The organism is Rhizobium sp. C1, assembly GCF_021026335.1.
Taxonomy (GTDB): domain Bacteria; phylum Pseudomonadota; class Alphaproteobacteria; order Rhizobiales; family Rhizobiaceae; genus Ensifer_A.
Genome location: NZ_JAJNCY010000010.1, coordinates 35,141 through 53,295, shown reverse-complemented (window position 1 = coordinate 53,295; position 18,155 = coordinate 35,141). Strand labels below are relative to the sequence as shown.

The 18,155-nt window shown below is 61.5% G+C and carries 16 protein-coding genes; 13 read left to right on the top strand and 3 right to left on the bottom strand.

Features of this window, described 5'->3' with window-relative positions:
- Positions 1 to 123 precede the first annotated feature (123 nt).
- Positions 124 to 1,236 carry a 3-isopropylmalate dehydrogenase gene (gene leuB, locus LQK83_RS18330; protein WP_230838851.1) on the top strand — a complete coding sequence of 371 codons (1,113 nt, stop codon included), beginning with the start codon at positions 124 to 126 and terminating at the stop codon, positions 1,234 to 1,236.
- Between the two features lie 135 nt (positions 1,237 to 1,371).
- Positions 1,372 to 2,085 (top strand): phosphatase PAP2 family protein, encoded by a 714-nt coding sequence (locus tag LQK83_RS18325; protein WP_230838850.1) that lies wholly within the window; start codon positions 1,372 to 1,374, stop codon positions 2,083 to 2,085.
- On the opposite strand, the gene LQK83_RS18320 is transcribed toward LQK83_RS18325, so the two are convergent.
- The gene (locus LQK83_RS18320; RefSeq protein ID WP_230838849.1) at positions 2,086 to 3,279 is read right to left on the bottom strand and encodes a multidrug effflux MFS transporter; all 1,194 of its coding nucleotides are present in this window, start codon (positions 3,277 to 3,279) and stop codon (positions 2,086 to 2,088) included.
- Between the two features lie 270 nt (positions 3,280 to 3,549).
- On the opposite strand from LQK83_RS18320, the gene nspC reads away from it, so the two are divergent.
- Complete coding sequence (gene nspC, locus LQK83_RS18315) at positions 3,550 to 4,647, top strand: carboxynorspermidine decarboxylase (RefSeq protein ID WP_230838848.1); 1,098 nt, start codon at positions 3,550 to 3,552, stop codon at positions 4,645 to 4,647.
- A 57-nt stretch (positions 4,648 to 4,704) separates the two neighbouring features.
- Positions 4,705 to 5,952 (top strand): saccharopine dehydrogenase family protein, encoded by a 1,248-nt coding sequence (locus tag LQK83_RS18310; protein WP_230838847.1) that lies wholly within the window; start codon positions 4,705 to 4,707, stop codon positions 5,950 to 5,952.
- Between the two features lie 216 nt (positions 5,953 to 6,168).
- Here the strand turns inward: LQK83_RS18310 and LQK83_RS18305 are convergent, their stop codons facing one another.
- Positions 6,169 to 8,232, bottom strand: a complete 2,064-nt coding sequence (locus tag LQK83_RS18305) for a M3 family metallopeptidase (protein ID WP_230838846.1) — start codon at positions 8,230 to 8,232, stop codon at positions 6,169 to 6,171.
- A gap of 151 nt (positions 8,233 to 8,383) precedes the next feature.
- On the opposite strand from LQK83_RS18305, the gene LQK83_RS18300 reads away from it, so the two are divergent.
- The 7 genes from LQK83_RS18300 to pyrC all read left to right on the top strand — a co-directional run bounded on the left by LQK83_RS18300 (position 8,384) and on the right by pyrC (position 15,602).
- On the top strand, positions 8,384 to 8,836 hold the full coding sequence (locus LQK83_RS18300; protein WP_230838845.1) for a MarR family winged helix-turn-helix transcriptional regulator: 453 nt from the start codon (positions 8,384 to 8,386) through the stop codon (positions 8,834 to 8,836).
- On the top strand, positions 8,833 to 10,077 hold the full coding sequence (locus LQK83_RS18295) for a multidrug effflux MFS transporter (RefSeq protein ID WP_230838844.1): 1,245 nt from the start codon (positions 8,833 to 8,835) through the stop codon (positions 10,075 to 10,077). Before LQK83_RS18300 ends, LQK83_RS18295 begins: the two co-directional genes overlap by 4 nt.
- 181 nt (positions 10,078 to 10,258) lie before the next feature.
- Complete coding sequence (locus LQK83_RS18290) at positions 10,259 to 10,651, top strand: response regulator (protein ID WP_230838843.1); 393 nt, start codon at positions 10,259 to 10,261, stop codon at positions 10,649 to 10,651.
- A 23-nt stretch (positions 10,652 to 10,674) separates the two neighbouring features.
- Positions 10,675 to 11,181 carry a molybdopterin-dependent oxidoreductase gene (locus LQK83_RS18285; RefSeq protein WP_230838842.1) on the top strand — a complete coding sequence of 169 codons (507 nt, stop codon included), beginning with the start codon at positions 10,675 to 10,677 and terminating at the stop codon, positions 11,179 to 11,181.
- Positions 11,178 to 13,412 carry an ATP-binding protein gene (locus tag LQK83_RS18280; protein ID WP_230838841.1) on the top strand — a complete coding sequence of 745 codons (2,235 nt, stop codon included), beginning with the start codon at positions 11,178 to 11,180 and terminating at the stop codon, positions 13,410 to 13,412. The genes LQK83_RS18285 and LQK83_RS18280 overlap by 4 nt, the downstream gene beginning before the upstream one ends.
- Positions 13,413 to 13,423: 11 nt before the next feature.
- On the top strand, positions 13,424 to 14,452 hold the full coding sequence (locus LQK83_RS18275) for a response regulator (RefSeq protein ID WP_230838840.1): 1,029 nt from the start codon (positions 13,424 to 13,426) through the stop codon (positions 14,450 to 14,452).
- A gap of 109 nt (positions 14,453 to 14,561) precedes the next feature.
- A complete protein-coding gene (pyrC, locus tag LQK83_RS18270) occupies positions 14,562 to 15,602 on the top strand; it encodes a dihydroorotase (RefSeq protein ID WP_230838839.1) in 1,041 nt (346 codons plus the stop codon).
- 125 nt (positions 15,603 to 15,727) lie between these two features.
- Here pyrC and LQK83_RS18265 read toward each other — a convergent pair whose 3' ends face one another.
- Complete coding sequence (locus LQK83_RS18265; protein ID WP_230838838.1) at positions 15,728 to 16,339, bottom strand: c-type cytochrome; 612 nt, start codon at positions 16,337 to 16,339, stop codon at positions 15,728 to 15,730.
- A gap of 158 nt (positions 16,340 to 16,497) precedes the next feature.
- On the opposite strand from LQK83_RS18265, the gene LQK83_RS18260 reads away from it, so the two are divergent.
- Complete coding sequence (locus tag LQK83_RS18260; RefSeq protein WP_230838837.1) at positions 16,498 to 17,253, top strand: 3-deoxy-manno-octulosonate cytidylyltransferase; 756 nt, start codon at positions 16,498 to 16,500, stop codon at positions 17,251 to 17,253.
- 10 nt (positions 17,254 to 17,263) lie between these two features.
- Positions 17,264 to 18,118 carry a prephenate dehydratase gene (locus LQK83_RS18255; RefSeq protein ID WP_230838836.1) on the top strand — a complete coding sequence of 285 codons (855 nt, stop codon included), beginning with the start codon at positions 17,264 to 17,266 and terminating at the stop codon, positions 18,116 to 18,118.
- Positions 18,119 to 18,155 lie beyond the last annotated feature (37 nt).

The following is an 18,155-nucleotide window of genomic DNA, read 5'->3' as shown; positions in this document are numbered from 1 at the left end:
GTCGCACCACGCTGCTCCCGTGGAAACACCGAACCGTACCGGCAAGGACGCTCTCGCGCTTGAAATGCCGGATTTCCCGCTATAAGAACCCCGCCATCACAAGCTTTTCAGGAGACTTTCGACATGACAGCGCGCAATCTCTTCCTCCTGCCCGGCGACGGCATCGGCCCGGAAGCCATGGCGGAAGTCCGCAAGATCATTGCCTGGATGAACGAGGCAAAGGGCGCCAATTTCGTCACCGACGAAGGTCTCGTCGGCGGATGTGCCTATGACGCGCATGGCGCGGCCATTTCCGACGCCGACATGGCCAAGGCCATGGCGGCAGATGCCGTTCTCTTTGGCGCGGTCGGCGGTCCGAAGTGGGACGACGTGCCTTACGAAGTTCGCCCGGAAGCCGGCCTTCTGCGACTGCGCAAGGATCTCGAACTCTTCGCAAACCTGCGCCCGGCCATCTGCTACCCGGCGCTTGCCTCTGCTTCGTCGCTGAAGCCGGAACTGGTCGAAGGCCTCGACATCCTCATCATCCGCGAGCTGACCGGCGGCGTCTATTTCGGCGAGCCTAAGACGATCACCGATCTGGGCAACGGCCAGAAGCGCGCGATCGACACGCAGGTCTATGACACATACGAAATCGAGCGCATCGCCGGCGTCGCATTCGAGATGGCCCGGACGCGCAAGAATTCCGTCTGCTCGATGGAAAAGCGCAACGTGATGAAGTCCGGCGTGCTCTGGAACCAGGTGGTCACCCAGACGCACAAGGACAAGTATTCCGACGTGAAGCTCGAGCACATGCTGGCGGATGCCGGCGGCATGCAGCTGGTGCGCGCGCCGAAGCAGTTCGATGTCATCGTGACGGACAACCTCTTCGGCGACATGCTCTCGGACGTTGCCGCCATGCTCACCGGTTCGCTCGGCATGCTGCCGTCGGCCTCGCTCGGCGCGCCGGATGCCAAGACCGGCAAGCGCAAGGCGCTTTACGAGCCCGTGCACGGTTCGGCCCCGGACATTGCCGGCAAGGGCATTGCCAACCCGATTGCCATGATCGCATCCTTCGCCATGTGCCTGCGCTACTCGTTCAACATGGTCACGGAAGCCGACAATCTTGAAAAGGCGATCGCCAACACGCTCGACAAGGGCATCCGTACCGGCGACATCATGGCCGACGGCTGCACAAAGGTCGGCACGGTCGAGATGGGTGACGCAATTTTGACGGAATTCAAGGCTCTGTCAGCCTGAGGCCGATCATAACGTGTCGGAGCGTCGCACCCGTTGAAACGGTGCGGCGCTTTCTACATTTAAGAAGCCGCACACCCCTGTGTTTCCGATCCCTGCCCCTGGGCCGGATCTTGTTGCGAAAGGCGACTGACGCATATGATGGGCCTCGACGGCTTTCTGAACTGGCTCGCGGAACGCCGCGCGCAATATTCCGCCTCCACTCCCCCGATCCGCTGGAAAACCTGGGCCGCGATCACTGTCTTGCTCGTCGTGTTGGCCATGGTGTTTCGCGACAGCGCGTTGACCCTCGCCGCGCGTCATGAGCCGCACTGGCTGCGCGTTCTTGCCGAAAATACGACCGATATCGGCAAGTCGTGGTGGAGCCTGACGCTGACCGGCATTGTCTTTATCGCCGCCATTCTGATCATCCGGTACGGCGATCTTGCGGCCGCCGCGCGCGTAAGACTGCGCTATGTAGCGACCGCGTCTGCCTATGTCTTTCTGAGCGTTGCGCTCTCCGGCATCATTACCAATATCGTCAAGCGCATCATCGGCCGCGCCCGGCCGCCGCTCTTCGATGCGGAAGGCGCCTTTCACTTCAAAGCTTTCTCAGGCCATCTCTATGAAAGCTTTCCCTCCGGTCACTCGACGACGGATGGGGCCATGGCCATGGCGCTGGCGGTGCTGTTTCCGTCGATCCGCATCCCGATTCTCATCCTTGGCGGCTTCCTCGCGCTGACGCGCATCATGGTCGGCGCGCACTACCTCAGCGACGTCATCGCCGGCTACTCGTTCGGCCTGTGGTATGCCTATATGAGCGCACTGTTCTTCGCCAAGCACGGTTTCTCGCTGAAGCGGCCTAGGTGGTAATTAAGCGACCGCTGGGCGGCGACCGCCCAGCATCAACAATGATACGATCAGCGCCACCACGCCGCAAAGGCCGATAACGGCTGCCATCGTGACCGGCTTGCCATCGAACACGGCGCTGACGCCAACGATGGCCGCAGCGCCGATCAGCATCTGCATCGTGCCGCCGAGCGAGGCGGCGGTCCCGGCGATCGGCCCATGCTCTTCCAGCGACAGCACCATGGCGGTCGGGATCACGAGACCGAGGAAGGCATTGGCGACGATCAGCAGGCCGACCAGCATGACGAACGAGCCGATGCCCGTAGCGAACACGATGTAAAGCAGCACGGTCGCGACGGCAAAACCGGCCACGCAGAAACGCACGACGGGCATGGCGCCGAAGCGGTTGCCGAGATTGGCCGCGAACTGACTGGAGCCGAAGAAGCCCAGCGCATTCAAGGCAAAGGCCAGGCTAAACTGCGTGGATGTCAGGCCGAAATGCTGGGTGTAAAGGAAGGGCGCGGTGGCGAGGAAGGCGAAGAAGCTCGCCATGCCGGCGCCGCCGATCAGCGTCTGGCCGATAAAGTTGCGGTCGCGGATCAGCACCTTGAAGGCGGCGATCATGCCGCTGAGCTCGAAGGGCGTGCGATATTCCGGATGCAGGGTTTCCTTGAGACCGAAGCGGGTGAGCAAGAGGCTGACGCCCGCCGTACCCGCCGCAAACCAGAAGACCGCCGGCCAGCCGAAGGCGGCCATCAGCCCGCTGCCGCCCAGCGGAGCAAGCATGGGCGAGACTGACGTGACGAGCATGATCGTGGACATGAGCCTGGTGGCGTCGCTTCCCGTGTAGAGATCGCGGATGACGGCGCGCGGGATCGACATGACCGCAGCGGCTCCCACGCCCTGCACGAAGCGCGCGGCAATCAGCCAGCCCATGGAGGGCGCGAGCGCGCAGGCGGCGGATGCAACGAGGAAAAGGCCAAGCCCGAAATAGAGCGGTGGCTTGCGGCCGACGCTGTCGGATGCGGGACCATAGATCAGCTGACAGATGCCGAAGGCCGAGAAGAAGGACATGAGCGTCCATTGCGCCGCGGCGGCATCGGCATGCAGATCGGCGGCGATCTTCGGCAGGGCCGGAATGTACATGTCGATCGCGACGGGCCCGACAGCGCCGAGCAGCGCGAGGATGACCGCGAGCTTGAAGATTTCCGGTTTCATGAGGAAGAGTGCCTGACTTTATATTAGAAATGTCTTTTCTAAATCTCAGATTCGACCCTGCGCCACAAGGCGCGATCGCTCAATAGTTTTGAACCCGGGATTTACCTTCTTGATGAACCGCAAGCCGGCCTCTGTAACTTTCCCGACACATATTCACGTTAGGGCATTGTTTCCTGACCCCATCCGGGGTAAGGGGGCCGCTTCGCGCGCCGGGGTCAGGGTTTTGGCCTTCGGCGCACCATCTTTTCCGGGGCACGGACTTTAGGATTGATGCTGAAAACACCCTATTACCTGATCGACAAGGCGAAGCTTCTTCCCAACATGGAGAAGATCGCATGGCTGCGCGAGAATTCTGGCGCGAAATCGCTGCTGGCGCTGAAATGCTTTGCCACATGGTCGGTCTTCGACCTGATGCGCGAGTATATGGACGGCACGACGTCCTCCTCGCTCTATGAAGTGAAGCTCGGCCGCGAGAAGTTCGGCAAGGAAACGCATGCCTATTCGGTGGCCTATGGCGACGACGAGATCGGCGAAGTGATCGACAATTGCGACAAGATCATCTTCAACACGATCAACCAGCTCGAGCGTTTCGATACGGCCTCCTCTTCGAAGGTTCGCGGCCTGCGCGTCAATCCGCGTGTCTCGACCTCCGAGTGGCTGATCTCCGACCCGGCCCGTCCGCATTCGCGTCTCGGCGAATGGGATGCAACGAAGATCGAGGCCGTGGCCGACAAGATCACCGGCTTCATGTTCCATAACAACTGCGAGAATGACGATTTCGATCGCTTCTCGGAAATGCTCGGCAAGATCGAGGCGGATTTCGGCCATCTGATTGCGAAGATGAAATGGGTGAGCCTCGGCGGCGGCATTCACTTCACCGGCGAGAACTATCCGATCGACAAGCTGGCCGACCGGCTGAAGCGCTTTGCCGACACCTATGGCATCCAGGTCTATCTGGAGCCGGGCGAGGCCTCGATCACCAAGTCCACCACGCTGGAAGTGACCGTGCTCGACACGCTCTATAACGGCAAGAACCTCGCCATCGTGGATTCCTCGATCGAGGCGCATATGCTCGACCTGCTGATCTACCGGCAGTCGGCCAAGATGGCCCCGAACGAGGGTGCGCACGAATACATGGTCTGCGGCAAGTCCTGCCTGGCGGGCGATATTTTCGGCGAATTCAAATTCGACCATGAACTGAAGGCCGGCGACCGCCTCTCCATCCAGGATGCGGCCGGCTACACCATGGTCAAGAAGAACTGGTTTAACGGCGTGAAAATGCCGTCAATCGCCATCCGTGAATTGGATGGCAGCATCAGGACGGTCCGCGAGTTCACCTTCGCGGACTACGAACAAAGCCTGTCCTGAAGCGACCTGCTTCCGGAAGGCTTCTGACGATTGGACACAAGGAGTTTAGTCCTCATCATGAAGAAGAACGTTCTCATCATCGGCGCCGGTGGCGTCGCCCAGGTGGTTGCGCACAAGTGCGCGCAGAACAACGACGTCCTCGGCGACCTGCATATCGCCTCGCGCACCAAGTCGAAATGCGATGACATCATCGCTTCCGTGCACGAGAAGAAGGCCATGAAGCAGCCGGGCGTGTTTGAAGCCCATGCGCTCGACGCGCTCGACATCGAAGCCACCAACGCGCTGATCCAGTCGACCAAGTCCGAGATCGTCATCAATGTCGGCACGGCCTTCCTCAACATGTCGGTGCTGCGCGCCTGCATGGACACGGGCGTCGCCTATATCGACACCGCGATCCATGAAGAGCCTAACAAGATCTGCGAAACGCCGCCGTGGTATGGAAACTACGAGTGGAAGCGTGCCGCCGAATGCGAAGAGAAGGGCATCACCGCCATTCTCGGCGCCGGCTTCGACCCGGGCATGGTCAATGCCTATGCCAAGCTCGCCAAGGACGAGTATTTCGACAAGATCACCGATGTCGATATCGTCGACATCAATGCCGGCAGCCATGGCAAGTATTTCGCCACGAATTTCGACCCGGAAATCAACTTCCGCGAATTCACCGGCGTCGTCTATTCCTGGCAGAAGGGCGAATGGCAGGTGAACAAGATGTTCGAGATCGGCAAGGATTATGACCTGCCGGTCGTCGGCACGCGCCGCGCCTATCTCTGCGGCCATGACGAAGTGCATTCACTGGCGAAGAACATGGATGGCGCGGACGTGCGCTTCTGGATGGGCTTCGGCGACCACTATATCAACGTCTTCACCGTGCTGAAGAATCTCGGCCTGCTCTCTGAACAGCCGGTCAAGCTGGCTGACGGTTCGGAAGTCGTGCCGCTCAAGGTCGTCAAGGCCTGCCTGCCCGATCCGGCATCGCTTGCGCCCAACTACGAAGGCAAGACCTGCATCGGCGACTTCGTGAAGGGCACAAAGGACGGCAAGGAACGCGAAGTCTTCATCTACAACGTCGCCGACCACAAGGAAGCCTATAACGAAGTTGGCTCCCAGGGCATTTCCTACACCGCCGGCGTTCCGCCGGTTGCCGCTGCAATCCTCATCGCCAAGGGCGTCTGGGATGTGAAGAAGATGGTGAATGTCGAAGAACTGCCGCCGCAGCCCTTCCTCGCCGTCCTCAACCGCATCGGGTTGCAGACCTGCATCCGCGACGAACAGGGCGACCGCCCGCTGGAATTCATCGAGCCCTGAGATTTGGGATCATTGAATTGAAGAACCCGCCGGAGCGATCCGGCGGGTTTTTTGTTGGCGGGTGTGGCGCCCCCTCATCGCCTCGCTGTGCTCGGCACTTCTCCCCGATGGGGAGAAGAGGGTGGATGCCGCAGCGTTGCGGTCCCCCTCGCCCCTTCGGGGAGAGGTCCGCCGAGCGGAGCGGAGGCGGGGTGAGGGGGGCGAAGCGGGAGAGCCCTAAGCCGCCAGCCCCTTCTTCCGCAACATGGCCTCCGGGCTCGGCAGCTTGCCGCGGAAGGCCTTGTAGGCGTCTTCGGGGTCCATGGAGCCGCCGGAGGAGTAGATCTTCAGCTTCAGCTTCTCCGCCATTGCCGGATTGAAGGCGTCGCCGGTTTCCTCGAACGCCGAGAAGGCGTCGGCGTCGAGCACTTCCGACCACATGTAGGAGTAATATCCTGCCGAATAGCCGTCGCCGGAGAAAACGTGCTGGAAATGTGGCGAGCGGTGGCGCATGACCATGGCGTCCGGCATGCCTATATCCTTGAGAACCTTGGCTTCCAGCGCCATCGGATCGGCTGGCGGCTCGGCGGCGGTGTGGTACGCCATGTCGACCAGCGCGGAAGAGGTGAACTCGACCGTGGCAAAGCCCGCATTGAAGGTGCGGGCGGCGAGAACCTTGTCGAGAAGCGCCTGCGGCATCGGCGCGCCGGTCTCATAGTGCACAGCATAGGTCTTGAGGATTTCCGGAACCGTCAGCCAGTGTTCATAAAGCTGCGAGGGCAGTTCGACAAAGTCGCGCGAAACCCCCGTGCCGGAGACGGTCGGATAGGTCACGTCCGAGAGCATGCCGTGCAGCGCATGGCCGAATTCGTGGAAGAGCGTGCGCGCGTCGTCCAGCGACAGCAGCGCCGGCTTGCCCTCGGCGGGCTTTGCGAAGTTGCAGACATTGTAGATCAGCGGAATTTCGCCCTCGTCGCCATTCTTCAGGGTCAGCTTGTGCTGGCTCTGGAACGAACTCATCCAGGCGCCGGAGCGCTTGGAGGGCCGTGCAAAGTAATCGCCGACGAACATGGCCTGCAAGGCGCCCGACGCGTTGCGGATCTCGAAGACGCGGGCGTCGGGGTGATACGCCTTCACGTCCTTGAGCTCCGTCGCGGTGATGCCGAAGAGACGGCGGGCGACATCGAAGCAGGCCTCAATGATCTTTTCGAGCTGGAGATAGGGCTTCAGCTCGCCTTCGGAGAAGTTGAAGCGCTCCGCGCGGATCTTTTCGGCATAATGCCGCCAGTCCCAGGGCTTCACGTCGTGGTTCTTGCCCTCGTCTGCGATGGCTTTCGCAATATCCGCCTCTTCTTCGGCGGCCCGCGCCCGCGCCTTTTCCCAGACCTGCATCAGGAGGCCGTTCACGTTTTCCGGCGTCTTTGCCATTGTGTTGTCGAGCTTCATTTCGGCGAAATTGGCATAGCCCAGAAGCTTCGCCTTCTCGTCGCGCAGCGTCAGCGTCTCGGCAATCACGCCGCGATTGTCGGTCGCGCCGCCGTTTTCACCGCGCGCAATCCAGGCCTTGAAGGCGGTTTCGCGCAGGTCTCGCCTGTCGGAGAATGTCAGGAACGGCTCGATGATCGAGCGCGACAGCGTCACCGCATACTTTCCCTTCTCGCCTCGCGCCTCGGCCTGTATGGCCATCGCGTCCTTCAGGAAATCCGGCAGGCCGGCGAGATCGGCCTCGTCGCTGAGGATCAGGAACCAGCTCTTCTCGTCGGCGAGCACATTCTGGCCGAAGGTTGCGCCGAGCGAGGCGAGCCGCTCGTTGATGGCCGCCAGCCGCTCCTGTTGTGCACGCGGCAGTTTCGCGCCGGAACGGACAAAGCCCTTCCAGTGGCGCTCCAGAACACGCGTCTGCTCCAGATCGAGGTTCAGCGTCTCCCGCGTCTCCCAAAGCGTGTCGATGCGCTTGAAAAGCGCTTCGTTCATCCCAATCTTGGAATAATGACGCGACATCTTCGGCGAGATATCCCGCTCCAGCGCCTGAATCACATCATTGGTATCGGCCCCGGCCCGGTTCCAGAAAATTGCGGAGACGCGCGACAGCTCGTCACCGGCGATTTCCAGCGCGACCACTGTGTTTTCAAAGGTCGGCGCCTCGGGATTGTTGGCGATTGCGTCGATTTCGGCTTCATGCAACTTGAAAGTGACGTCAAAAGCCGGCGCAAAATCGTCATCGCCGATAAGGGCGAAATCCGGGAGGCCGTTCAGTCCGTTCCAGTGAATCAGCGCGGGATTGATGGGGGCGTCCGCCATTGGGGTTATCCTCATATGAATCGATTATCCCTGGCAATATAGGGTCCTGTCGGTCCTTTGGAACATGGTGTTCCAAAAAAAGAACCTGTAATCCTTGCAATCACAGCCATGTTATAATAAGAAACCCTTATTAATTGAACGGACCCAGATCATGATCGAACCGGAATCCATCGGTTTCCTCATTGTAGAAGTCGCCCGCCTTCAGCGGACCGAATTCGAGAAGCGTATTGCCACGGCAGGCTTTGAACTGACGCCTGGCGAGGCGCGTGCTCTCCTGAATATCGGCAATCGCTCAGGCTGTCGCCAGAACGAGATCGCCGAGAAGATGGGCGTCGAGCCCATGACGATGAGCGGCTATATCGACAAGCTGGAAAGTCTGGGCCTTGCAGAGCGAATGCCTGACCCCACCGATCGGCGCGCGCGTAACGTGATCCTGACGCCAAAGGCGGAGCCCATGCTGGCTGAAATCCGCCGCATGGCAAAATTGATGCTGGCCGACATGGTTTCGGAACTCGGCGAGGGCGAACGCGAAGGGCTTCTCAACGCGCTCAAGGCACTGAAGATCTCCCTGCTCGAAATGTCGGCGGCCCGGGACGCGGCATGAATGTCGCGCCCAAAGGGGCCTCGCAGATGGTCGAAAACAAGCCGCTGATGTCAGAGCGGCGAACGAGCCTCATCGGCGCGTTCATGACGATGATCGGCTCCATCTCGATGTCTCTTTACACGCCGGCCATGCCGGCGTTGGCGCATGCTTTCGGGGTCAGCGGTGCATCCGCCAAGATGACGCTGACCTTTTACTTCGCTGGCTTTGCGGTGGCGCAGCTGATCACCGGCCCCGCCTCGGATGCGATCGGGCGGCGCAACGCGGCCATCGTTTTCATGCTCGTCTACATGGCGGGCAGCCTGATGGCCATTTTTGCCCCGACGATCGAATGGCTGATGGCAGCACGTCTGATCCAGGGCGTCGGCGCCTCTGTCGGCACCACGGTGTCGCGCGCGATCGTCCGCGACCAGTTCACCGGCGAGCAATCCTCCCGCATCATGAACATGATCGGCATCGTGCTGGCCGTTGGCCCGGGCATTGCCCCGACGATTGGCGGCCTGATCCTGGAATTCTCCACGTGGCAGGGAATTTTCCTCGTCATGGTCGGCATGGGCTTGGCTGGCATCGGTATTGCCCTTTTTGCCCTGCGGGAGACCGCCATTCCCGACCTCGCGCGCGCCGCGCCCGGCCCGCTGCTTCGCTCCTACGGCAGGCTGCTGTGCAGCGGACCCGTCATGTCGGCAGCGCTGACCATCGGCTTTGCGGTCGGGGCGCTCTACATGCTTGCCACCGTGCTTCCCTTCGTGCTGATCGATGAAGCGGGGCTGACGCCTGCCCAGTTCGGGCTCGGCATGTTGGGCCAGACCGGCAGCTATTTCCTTGGCTCCGTGCTGTTTCGGCTGCTGCTGCCCTCGGTGTCGGCCGAACGGCTGGTGCTGCCCGGCCTCGCGCTGATTCTGATCGGCAGCCTGCTTGCATTCCTGTCGATCCAGTTCCTGCCGGTTTCCTATCTTTCGGTGATGGTGCCGGTCGGCTTCTATGCCTTCGGCATCGCCTTCGTCATGCCGCATATGACGACAGCCGCCCTCATGCCGTTTCCGCGCATTGCAGGGACGGCGGCCGCCATGCTCGGCTTCGTGCAGATGGGCTCCGGCGTGTTCGGCGGGGCCGTGGCTGCCGCCATCGGGGAGCCGGTTCTTTCGCTGCACATCCTGATGCCGGGCATGGGCGTGCTCTGCGCCCTCTTTTATCTCTGGCACATCAGGGAGATGCGGTCACTGCAGGCGATCACGATCGCCTGAGCCCCGCTGCGCCAATGTGTGGCACACATCCCCGAAATGGGACCGATCGTTCAAATTTTACACATCCATTTTATCTTATGTAACCGTCCCTGCGATAAAACACATATCCGGCGGCAACGACTGGTCATACAGGTTGTGCCTGCGCCGCAATGTTGAAGGCAGAATTTAGCTTGGGGGACGCATGGCGATTCTGATCGTCGAAGACAATCCGACCAACGGTCTCATCCTGCGCCATCTTGTGGCGAAGGCCGGCGACTGCGAGACCGCCGTCTTTGAAGACCCCGCCGAGGCGCTCGAGGCGTGCCAGAGTCGATGCTTCGACCTGGTGATGGTCGATCACATGCTCCCCGGCATGACCGGCGTCCAGTTCGTGCATCGCCTCCGCACCGTCGAGAATTTTCGCGAAACGCCGATCGTGATGGTGACCGCAGACACTTCGGACGGGTTGCGGGAGGAGGCCCTTGCCGCCGGCGTGACGACCTTCCTCACCAAGCCGATCGAAGCCCTCGGTTTCACGCATTTGGTGGGCCGTCTGATCGCTGGCAGCAACCCGCATTCCACACCGCCAGTCTGATCTTTCTCAGGAGACAAAACCGTATGAAAAGCATGATCCATACCCTGATATTTGTCGGTGCCTTTGCCTTTTCCTCCACCGGCGCCTTTGCGCTGGACAAGCCCGCGGGCGAGCCCATCCTGACCATTACCGGCCATATCAGCGAGACGAATGCCGGCAAGTCGGCGACATTTGATCTGGCAATGCTGGAGAAGCTTGCCGGCCGCCAGGCGACCATGGAAACGCCATGGACAAACGGCAAGACGGAATTCTCCGGCCCGTATCTGCGTGCTGTGCTCGCCGCGGCGGGTGCAAGCGGCAAGAAGCTCGTCGTGAAGGCGCTGAACGATTACGCCTCGGACGTCCCGTTCGAGGATGCGCAAAAGCTCGACACGATCCTGGCGGTCCGCATGAATGGCGAGGAAATGTCGGTTCGCGAAAAGGGTCCGGTTTTCCTGATCTACCCGTTCGACAAGGACAAGTCGCTCTATAACGAGAAGTATTTCTCCCGCTCGGTCTGGCAGATCAAGGAAATCGAGGTCGTTGAGTGAGCACGGGCGGGGAAAAGACCAGCGATATCCTCAGGCGGGCCGGCAAGCGGACCGCCTTGCTGCAGGCCTTTGCCGCCGTGCTGCTGGTCGTCCTCATCTATCTTTATCTGGATATGGCTGACCGGCAGGCCTCGCTGCAGAACGGCATTCGCGAAAGCGCGATGTGGGCCGCCTTCCAGCTCGACCGCGAAGCGCATGAACTGGAAATGGAAACGCAACTCGCAGTTTCCGCTCCGGCGACCATCACGCCCGACCGGATCAAGGGGATCGCTCGGCGCTACGACATCGTCTATTCGCGCGCAGACCTTCTCCGGCAAGGTCATTTCCTCGATTTCTTCATCCAGCCGGGCGATGTCGGCCAGATCAGCAACGAGGTGCGGCAGATGGTGCATTCGCTGGACCCGGTGTATTCCGCACTGCAGAAAGCGCCGGATCCTCGTTCACAGCTTGCGCAGGCCCTGCCCGCGGCACATGAACTGCACGAGAAGACAAACAATCTGCTTCTGGCCGCCAATACCGTCATTGCCGACAACCGCGCGCAGGCCCGCGACGAGCTCATCCGGCTCCAGCAGACTTCGGGCATTTATGTCCTTCTTCTGACCGCGTCCGTGGGTTTCCTGATCTTTACGCTACGTCGCCAGCTGAAGGCCGTTCGACTGGCGGGGCTGGCCTTCGAGACCATGGCCACCGACCTTGCCTCCTCCTATCACGCGGCGGATGCCGGAAACCGCGCCAAGTCGCAATTCATGGCGACCATCGGCCACGAAATCCGCACCCCGCTCAACGCGATCCTGGGGACGGCGGAACTCCTGCAGCTCTCCGACATCCCCGACGACGTGCGCGCAAGCGTCGATACGATCAGCGCCTCGGGCGAGGCGCTTCTGGAAGTTCTCAACGAAATCCTCGACTATTCGAAGATCGAATACGGCAAGCTGGAAATCGAAACGCGACCGACCAACCTTGTCGATCTTTCCAAGACGGTCGTGAACATCATGATGAGCCGGGCGCGGGAGCGTGGCAACACGCTGGTTCTCGACATGCCGGATCAGCTGGAAAGACCATGGGTCAACACCGACCCGACGCGGCTTCGCCAGATCATCCTCAATCTGCTGAGCAACGCGACCAAATTCACCAGCCATGGCACGGTCACCTTGCGCCTTCGCGAAAGCGCAGCGGCGGGCGGCCTTCGTCTCTTGCGCATTGAAGTGCAGGACACAGGCATCGGCATTGACGAGGAAGGCCGCAAGAAGCTGTTCAAGCCCTTCTCGCAGGTCGACGCCTCGATCAGCCGCCGCTTCGGCGGGACGGGTCTCGGCCTGACGATCTGCAAGGAAATCACCGGACGGCTCGGCGGAAAGATCGGTGTCGAGAGCGAGAAGGGCAAGGGCAGCACCTTCTGGCTCGAGATGGCGGTCGAGCCGGCAGACCAGCCGGAGATCGCGCAGCCGGTGGAGCGCCGCAGCAGCCTCGCGCCCCTGCCGGGTCTGAAGGTTCTGCTTGTCGAAGACAACAAGGTCAACCAGCAGCTCGCCTCGCGCTTTCTCGAGCGCCTCGGCCAGACGGTCGAGCTTGCCACGAACGGTGAGGAAGCCGTGGTTGCTGCGGGCCAGAAGCCCTACCATCTCATCCTGATGGACATGCAGATGCCTGTCATGGACGGGATCGAGGCCGCGCGGATCATTCGTGAAAATGTCGGCAGCAATCGGGCCACGCCGATCATTGCCATGACCGCCAATGCCTCCGACGAGGATCGCGACGCCTGTCTGGAAGCCGGCATGGACGGGTTCGAGCCGAAGCCGATCACCTTTCAGCGGCTGCACAGCATCCTGGCGGGCGTGGCTGCAGAACGAGCGGCACCGATCAGTACGCCCCTCGAGACACCGCCGGCGCCCTCTGCCGCCGAAGCACCGTCGCTTCCCGAAGACGGGATCGATCCGGCCCGCAAGGCGGAACTGGTGGACGTGCTCGGCGAGGAGATTTTCAATGAACTCGTCGCCTCCTTCTTCAAGGATGCCGACCTGCTTCTCAAGGATTATGCCGCGGCGCGCGCCGCCGGCGACAGCGAGACAGCCGACAAGGCCTTGCATACGTTGAAGGGCGCGGCCGCCAATGTCGGCTTCAAGGCCGTAGCCGAAATCGCCCAGGCGCTGCGGCAGACGCCGCAGACACAGGACAGATCGGGTGAACTTGCCGCGCTTCTGGCGCGCTACACATTTCAGAAAGCCGCATGAAGGGGGAAAGCATGAAAGTTCTGATCGTTGATGACAACAACACCAATCTTCGTCTTCTGACCAGCATGGTGCAGAAACTGCCCGGCTGTTCGCCGATCCCCTTTTCCTCACCGGCAGACGCGCTTGCCGCCATGCCCGATCTGGAATTCGATGTGGCGATCCTCGACTATATGATGCCGGTCTATAACGGCGTCGAATTCCTGACGGAAATGCTGCATTTCGACCGCTATGCCGGTGTGCCCGTGATCTTTGTGACGGCGGATCACGAACTGACGACCCGCATGGACGCGCTGAATGCCGGCGCAATCGACTTCCTGACCAAGCCGGTCGACTTCCAGGAGTTCAAGGCGCGTGTGCAGAACATCGCTGCCCTTGCCGAGGCACGGCGGCGACATTCGGAGAGCATCGGCGCAAACGGGGCGGGCAATGAAAACGCCGTGCGCGAACACGAATGCGAGATCATCCAGCGCATCACGCTCGCCGCCGGCTACAAGGACCCGCAGGCAGCACAGCAGCGGATGCGGGTGGCCGCCTATTCGGAGGCGATTGCGAGGGCCGCCGGTCTGCCGGAACCGTTCTGCCGCGATATCCGGCTTGCCGCCCCGCTCTTCGACAACACGACAGCACTTGCTTCCGACACCGCGCTGCTGAAAAGCGGGCGGATGACGGAAGCCGATTTCCGCCGGCGCTCCAATGGCGGCGAAGCCGGCGCCGGCGGATCCTCTCTGCTCGAGCTTGCCGCCGAAATTCACCGGACGTATCGCGAGCGCTTCGACGGCCAGGGCTATCCTTCGCGGCTGAAGGGCGACAGCATCCCGCAGGCGGGGCGGATCGTGGCGATCGCCGCGAGCTTCGACGCGCTGATTTCGGAACGTCAGTTCAAGCAGGCGTGGCCCTTCGAAAAGGCCGCGGATTACGTTCGCGGCAAGGCGGACAGCCATTTCGACCCGAAGCTGATTGCGGCTTTCGGGACTGCACTGGAAGACATCCGCAAGATCGCCTTTGCCGATACGGTCCCCATGGGAACGGAGGCTGCCTGACGCGGCAGCACGGCAGGCTTTGGCTGCCCTTTGTCACCGCGTCGATTGAACGCATCGCGCCGGAATGCTATCAGCGGCCTGACCGGCTGGCAGAAGAAGGACGCGCGTCATGACGAAAATCACCCTCCGCAGGCCCGACGACTGGCATCTGCATCTGCGTGACGGCGCGATGCTGGAGGGCATTCTGCCGGAAACGACGCGGCATTTCGCCCGCGCGATCATCATGCCGAACCTCGTGCCGCCGGTGACAACGGTGGCGGATGCAAGCGCCTATCGTGACCGCATCCTGGCCGCCATCCCGGAAGGCGACCGGTTCGAGCCGTTGATGACGCTTTATCTCACCGAAGCGACCGAGGCCGACGACGTCGCGCGCGGCAAGGCGGAAGGCCTGATCCATGCCGTCAAGCTCTATCCGGCAGGTGCGACCACCAATTCGCATGGCGGCGTGCGCAATCTCGACAAGGTGATGCCTGTTCTGGAGCGCATGGCCGAGATCGGCCTTCCCATGTGCGTCCATGGCGAGGTGACGACGCCGGAGGTCGACATCTTCGATCGCGAGGCCGTGTTTATCGAAACGGTGCTCGATCCGCTGCGCCAGCGCTTGCCCGAGCTCAAGGTGACGATGGAACATGTCACGACGGCTGATGGCATCAACTATATCCGTAGCGCCGAGAAAAACCTTGCAGGCTCGATCACCACGCATCACCTGATCATCAACCGCAATGCCATTCTCGTCGGCGGCATCAAGCCGCATTACTACTGCCTGCCGGTCGCCAAGCGCGAGAGCCACCGCGTGGCGCTGGTCGAGGCGGCCACATCCGGCGACCGCCGTTTCTTCCTCGGCACGGATTCCGCGCCACATGCCGATCCGCTGAAGGAATGCGCCTGCGGCTGCGCGGGCTGCTTCACCGCAACCAACACAATGAGCTGCCTTGCCCATGTCTTCGAGAATGCCGGCGCGCTGGACAAGCTTGAGGCCTTCGCCTCGCTCAATGGTCCGGCCTGGTATGGCCTGCCGGCGAATGAGGAGACGATCACACTGGTCAAGCACGACGCGCCCGTGGCCTATCCGGCAAAGATCGACACCGGGGCCGGGCCGGTCACCGTGTTCGATCCGATGTTCCCGCTGTATTGGGCCGTCGAGGCCTGACATTCGTCCGCCAGAGGAAAGTGGGACGCGCTTTTCCCGTAAAGGCAAATTGCTACAAAGAACAAGCAAAAGGGCCGGACTTCTATCGAGGTCCGGCCCTTTGTGATGTTTCGCTTTGAGCGGAATTACTTCTTCGGCGCGGCGGCGTCTGCAGGCTTGGCCGCGTCGGCAGCAGGCGCTGCATCCGCCGCCGGGAAGGGAACTTTCGTATCGGCCAGCGTCTGCAGATAGGCCAGAAGATCGGCGCGCTCGTCTTCCTTCGGAAGACCGGCAAAGCCCATGGCCGTGCCCTTCACGTAATCCTTCGGCTTCTTGAGGAAGTGGTAAAGGTGATCATAGGTCCACTTTTCCGAACCGCCCTTGGAGAATTCCTTCATGCCGGCCGAGTAGGAGAAGCCTTCGTGGCTGGCGACCGGGCGGTCGACGATGCCCCAGAGGTTGGGACCAACCTTGTTCGGGCCGCCCTTGTCGCCGGTGTGACAGGCTTCGCACTTCTTGAAGATGGCGGCACCCTTGGTTGCGTCGGCCTTGGCCAGAACCACGCCCACCGGCGTGTCGGCCTTGGCGGCTTCGGCCCCGGCACCACCGGCAGCCTCGCCCTCGGCGGCGGCAATGGCGTAGCCAGGCTTTTCGGGTGCGGGCGACTTGAAGATGCCTTCCGAAGCGATCGAAACCGACATCAGAACGAACACGGTCCCCAGAAGGGCGCCCACGCCCATATTCACATGAGAATTCATCTGCTAACGCTCCCCTTAGCGATGTCCGGGTGATCAGCGCCGGCGCATCTTGAAATCGAGCGGAACCTATGTCTTTTAGCGCGCGAGCGCAACAATTCTTGTTCCTCCCGGACTGAGACCTTTTGCCACTTTTCGCTCAGGAATTGAAGGGATCCTTGATGCAGATCAACCGCTTTGATCAATCGCTGGTCCTGATTCCCGCGCGTATGGCCTCGACGCGACTGCCCGGCAAACCGATGGCCGACATCTGCGGCGAGCCGATGATCGTGCAGGTCGTAAGGCGCGCCGTGGAGGCCAATGTCGGCCGGGTCGTGGCCGCGGTCGATCATGAAGAGACCTTTCACGCCGTCACGTCCGCCGGTTTCGAAGCGGTGATGACGCGGGAGGATCATCAATCGGGCTCCGACCGTATCTTCGAGGCGCTGGAAAAGGCCGATCCGCAGGCGCGCGCCCGCTATGTCATCAATGTGCAGGGCGACTTACCGACCATCGAGCCGGAAACCGTGCGGGCGGCACTTGCGCCGCTTGAGGACGAGGCGGTCGATATCGCGACGCTGACCGTCGAGATCACCGACGAGGAAGAGAAGACCGCGCCGAGCGTCGTCAAGGTCATCGGCTCGCCCGTCTCGGAAACCCGGCTGCGCGCGCTTTACTTCACGCGGGCGACCGCGCCCTGGGGCGACGGGCCACTCTATCATCACATCGGGCTTTACGCCTATCGCCGCCAGTCGCTGAAGCGTTTCGTGTCGCTGACGCCGTCCGTTCTTGAAATGCGCGAAAAGCTCGAGCAGCTGCGCGCGCTGGAAGCCGGGATGCGGATCGATGCGGAAATCGTGAAGGCCGTTCCCCTCGGCGTCGACACGCCGGCCGATCTTGAAAAGGCGCGCCGCGTGTTGGCCGCGCGCATGAAGTGAGTACAAGACCATGATCGCAAGAACCAACCGCATTTCCTTCCAGGGCGATTTCGGCGCCAATTCAGACATGGCGGCCCGCGACATGTTTCCCGACATGGCGCCCCTGCCCTGCCAGACGTTCGAGGACGCCTTCAACGCGGTGGAAAGCGGCGACGCAGATCTCGCGATGATCCCGATCGAGAACACGCTGGCCGGTCGCGTGGCCGACATCCACTACCTGATGCCGCAGTCGCGCCTCTACATCGTCGGCGAATATTTCATGCCGATCCGTTTCCAGCTGATGGTGCTGCCGGGCGTGGCCAAGAGCGAGATCAAGACGGTTCATAGCCATATTCACGCGCTGGGCCAGTGCCGCAAGATCGTGCGCTCCAACGGCTGGAAGGCCGTCGTTGCCGGCGATACGGCAGGCGCTGCCAAGCTCGTTTCGGAAACCGGCGACCGGTCGATGGCAGCGCTCGCCCCGCGCCTGGCGGCCGATCTCTACGGGCTGGAGATCCTAGAAGAGAATGTCGAGGATTCCGACAACAACATCACCCGCTTCGTGGTGCTCTCGCCCAACGAGAAGCACGCCACGCGCGAAAGCGCCGACGAAACCATCGTCACCACCTTCGTCTTCAATGTCCGCAACATTCCCGCCGCGCTTTACAAGGCGCTGGGCGGCTTTGCGACGAACGGCATCAACATGACGAAGCTCGAAAGCTACCAGATCGGCGGCAAGTTTGTCGCCACGCAGTTCTTCGCCGATATCGAGGGTCATCCGGACGACGAGAACGTCAAGCGCGCGCTGGACGAACTGAAGTTCTTCTCCGAAAAGGTTCGCATTCTGGGTGTCTACAAGGCGCATCCGATGCGCAAGCAGTTCTGATCCTCACGAATTTACCGGAAGAGCGACGTGCTTTTCC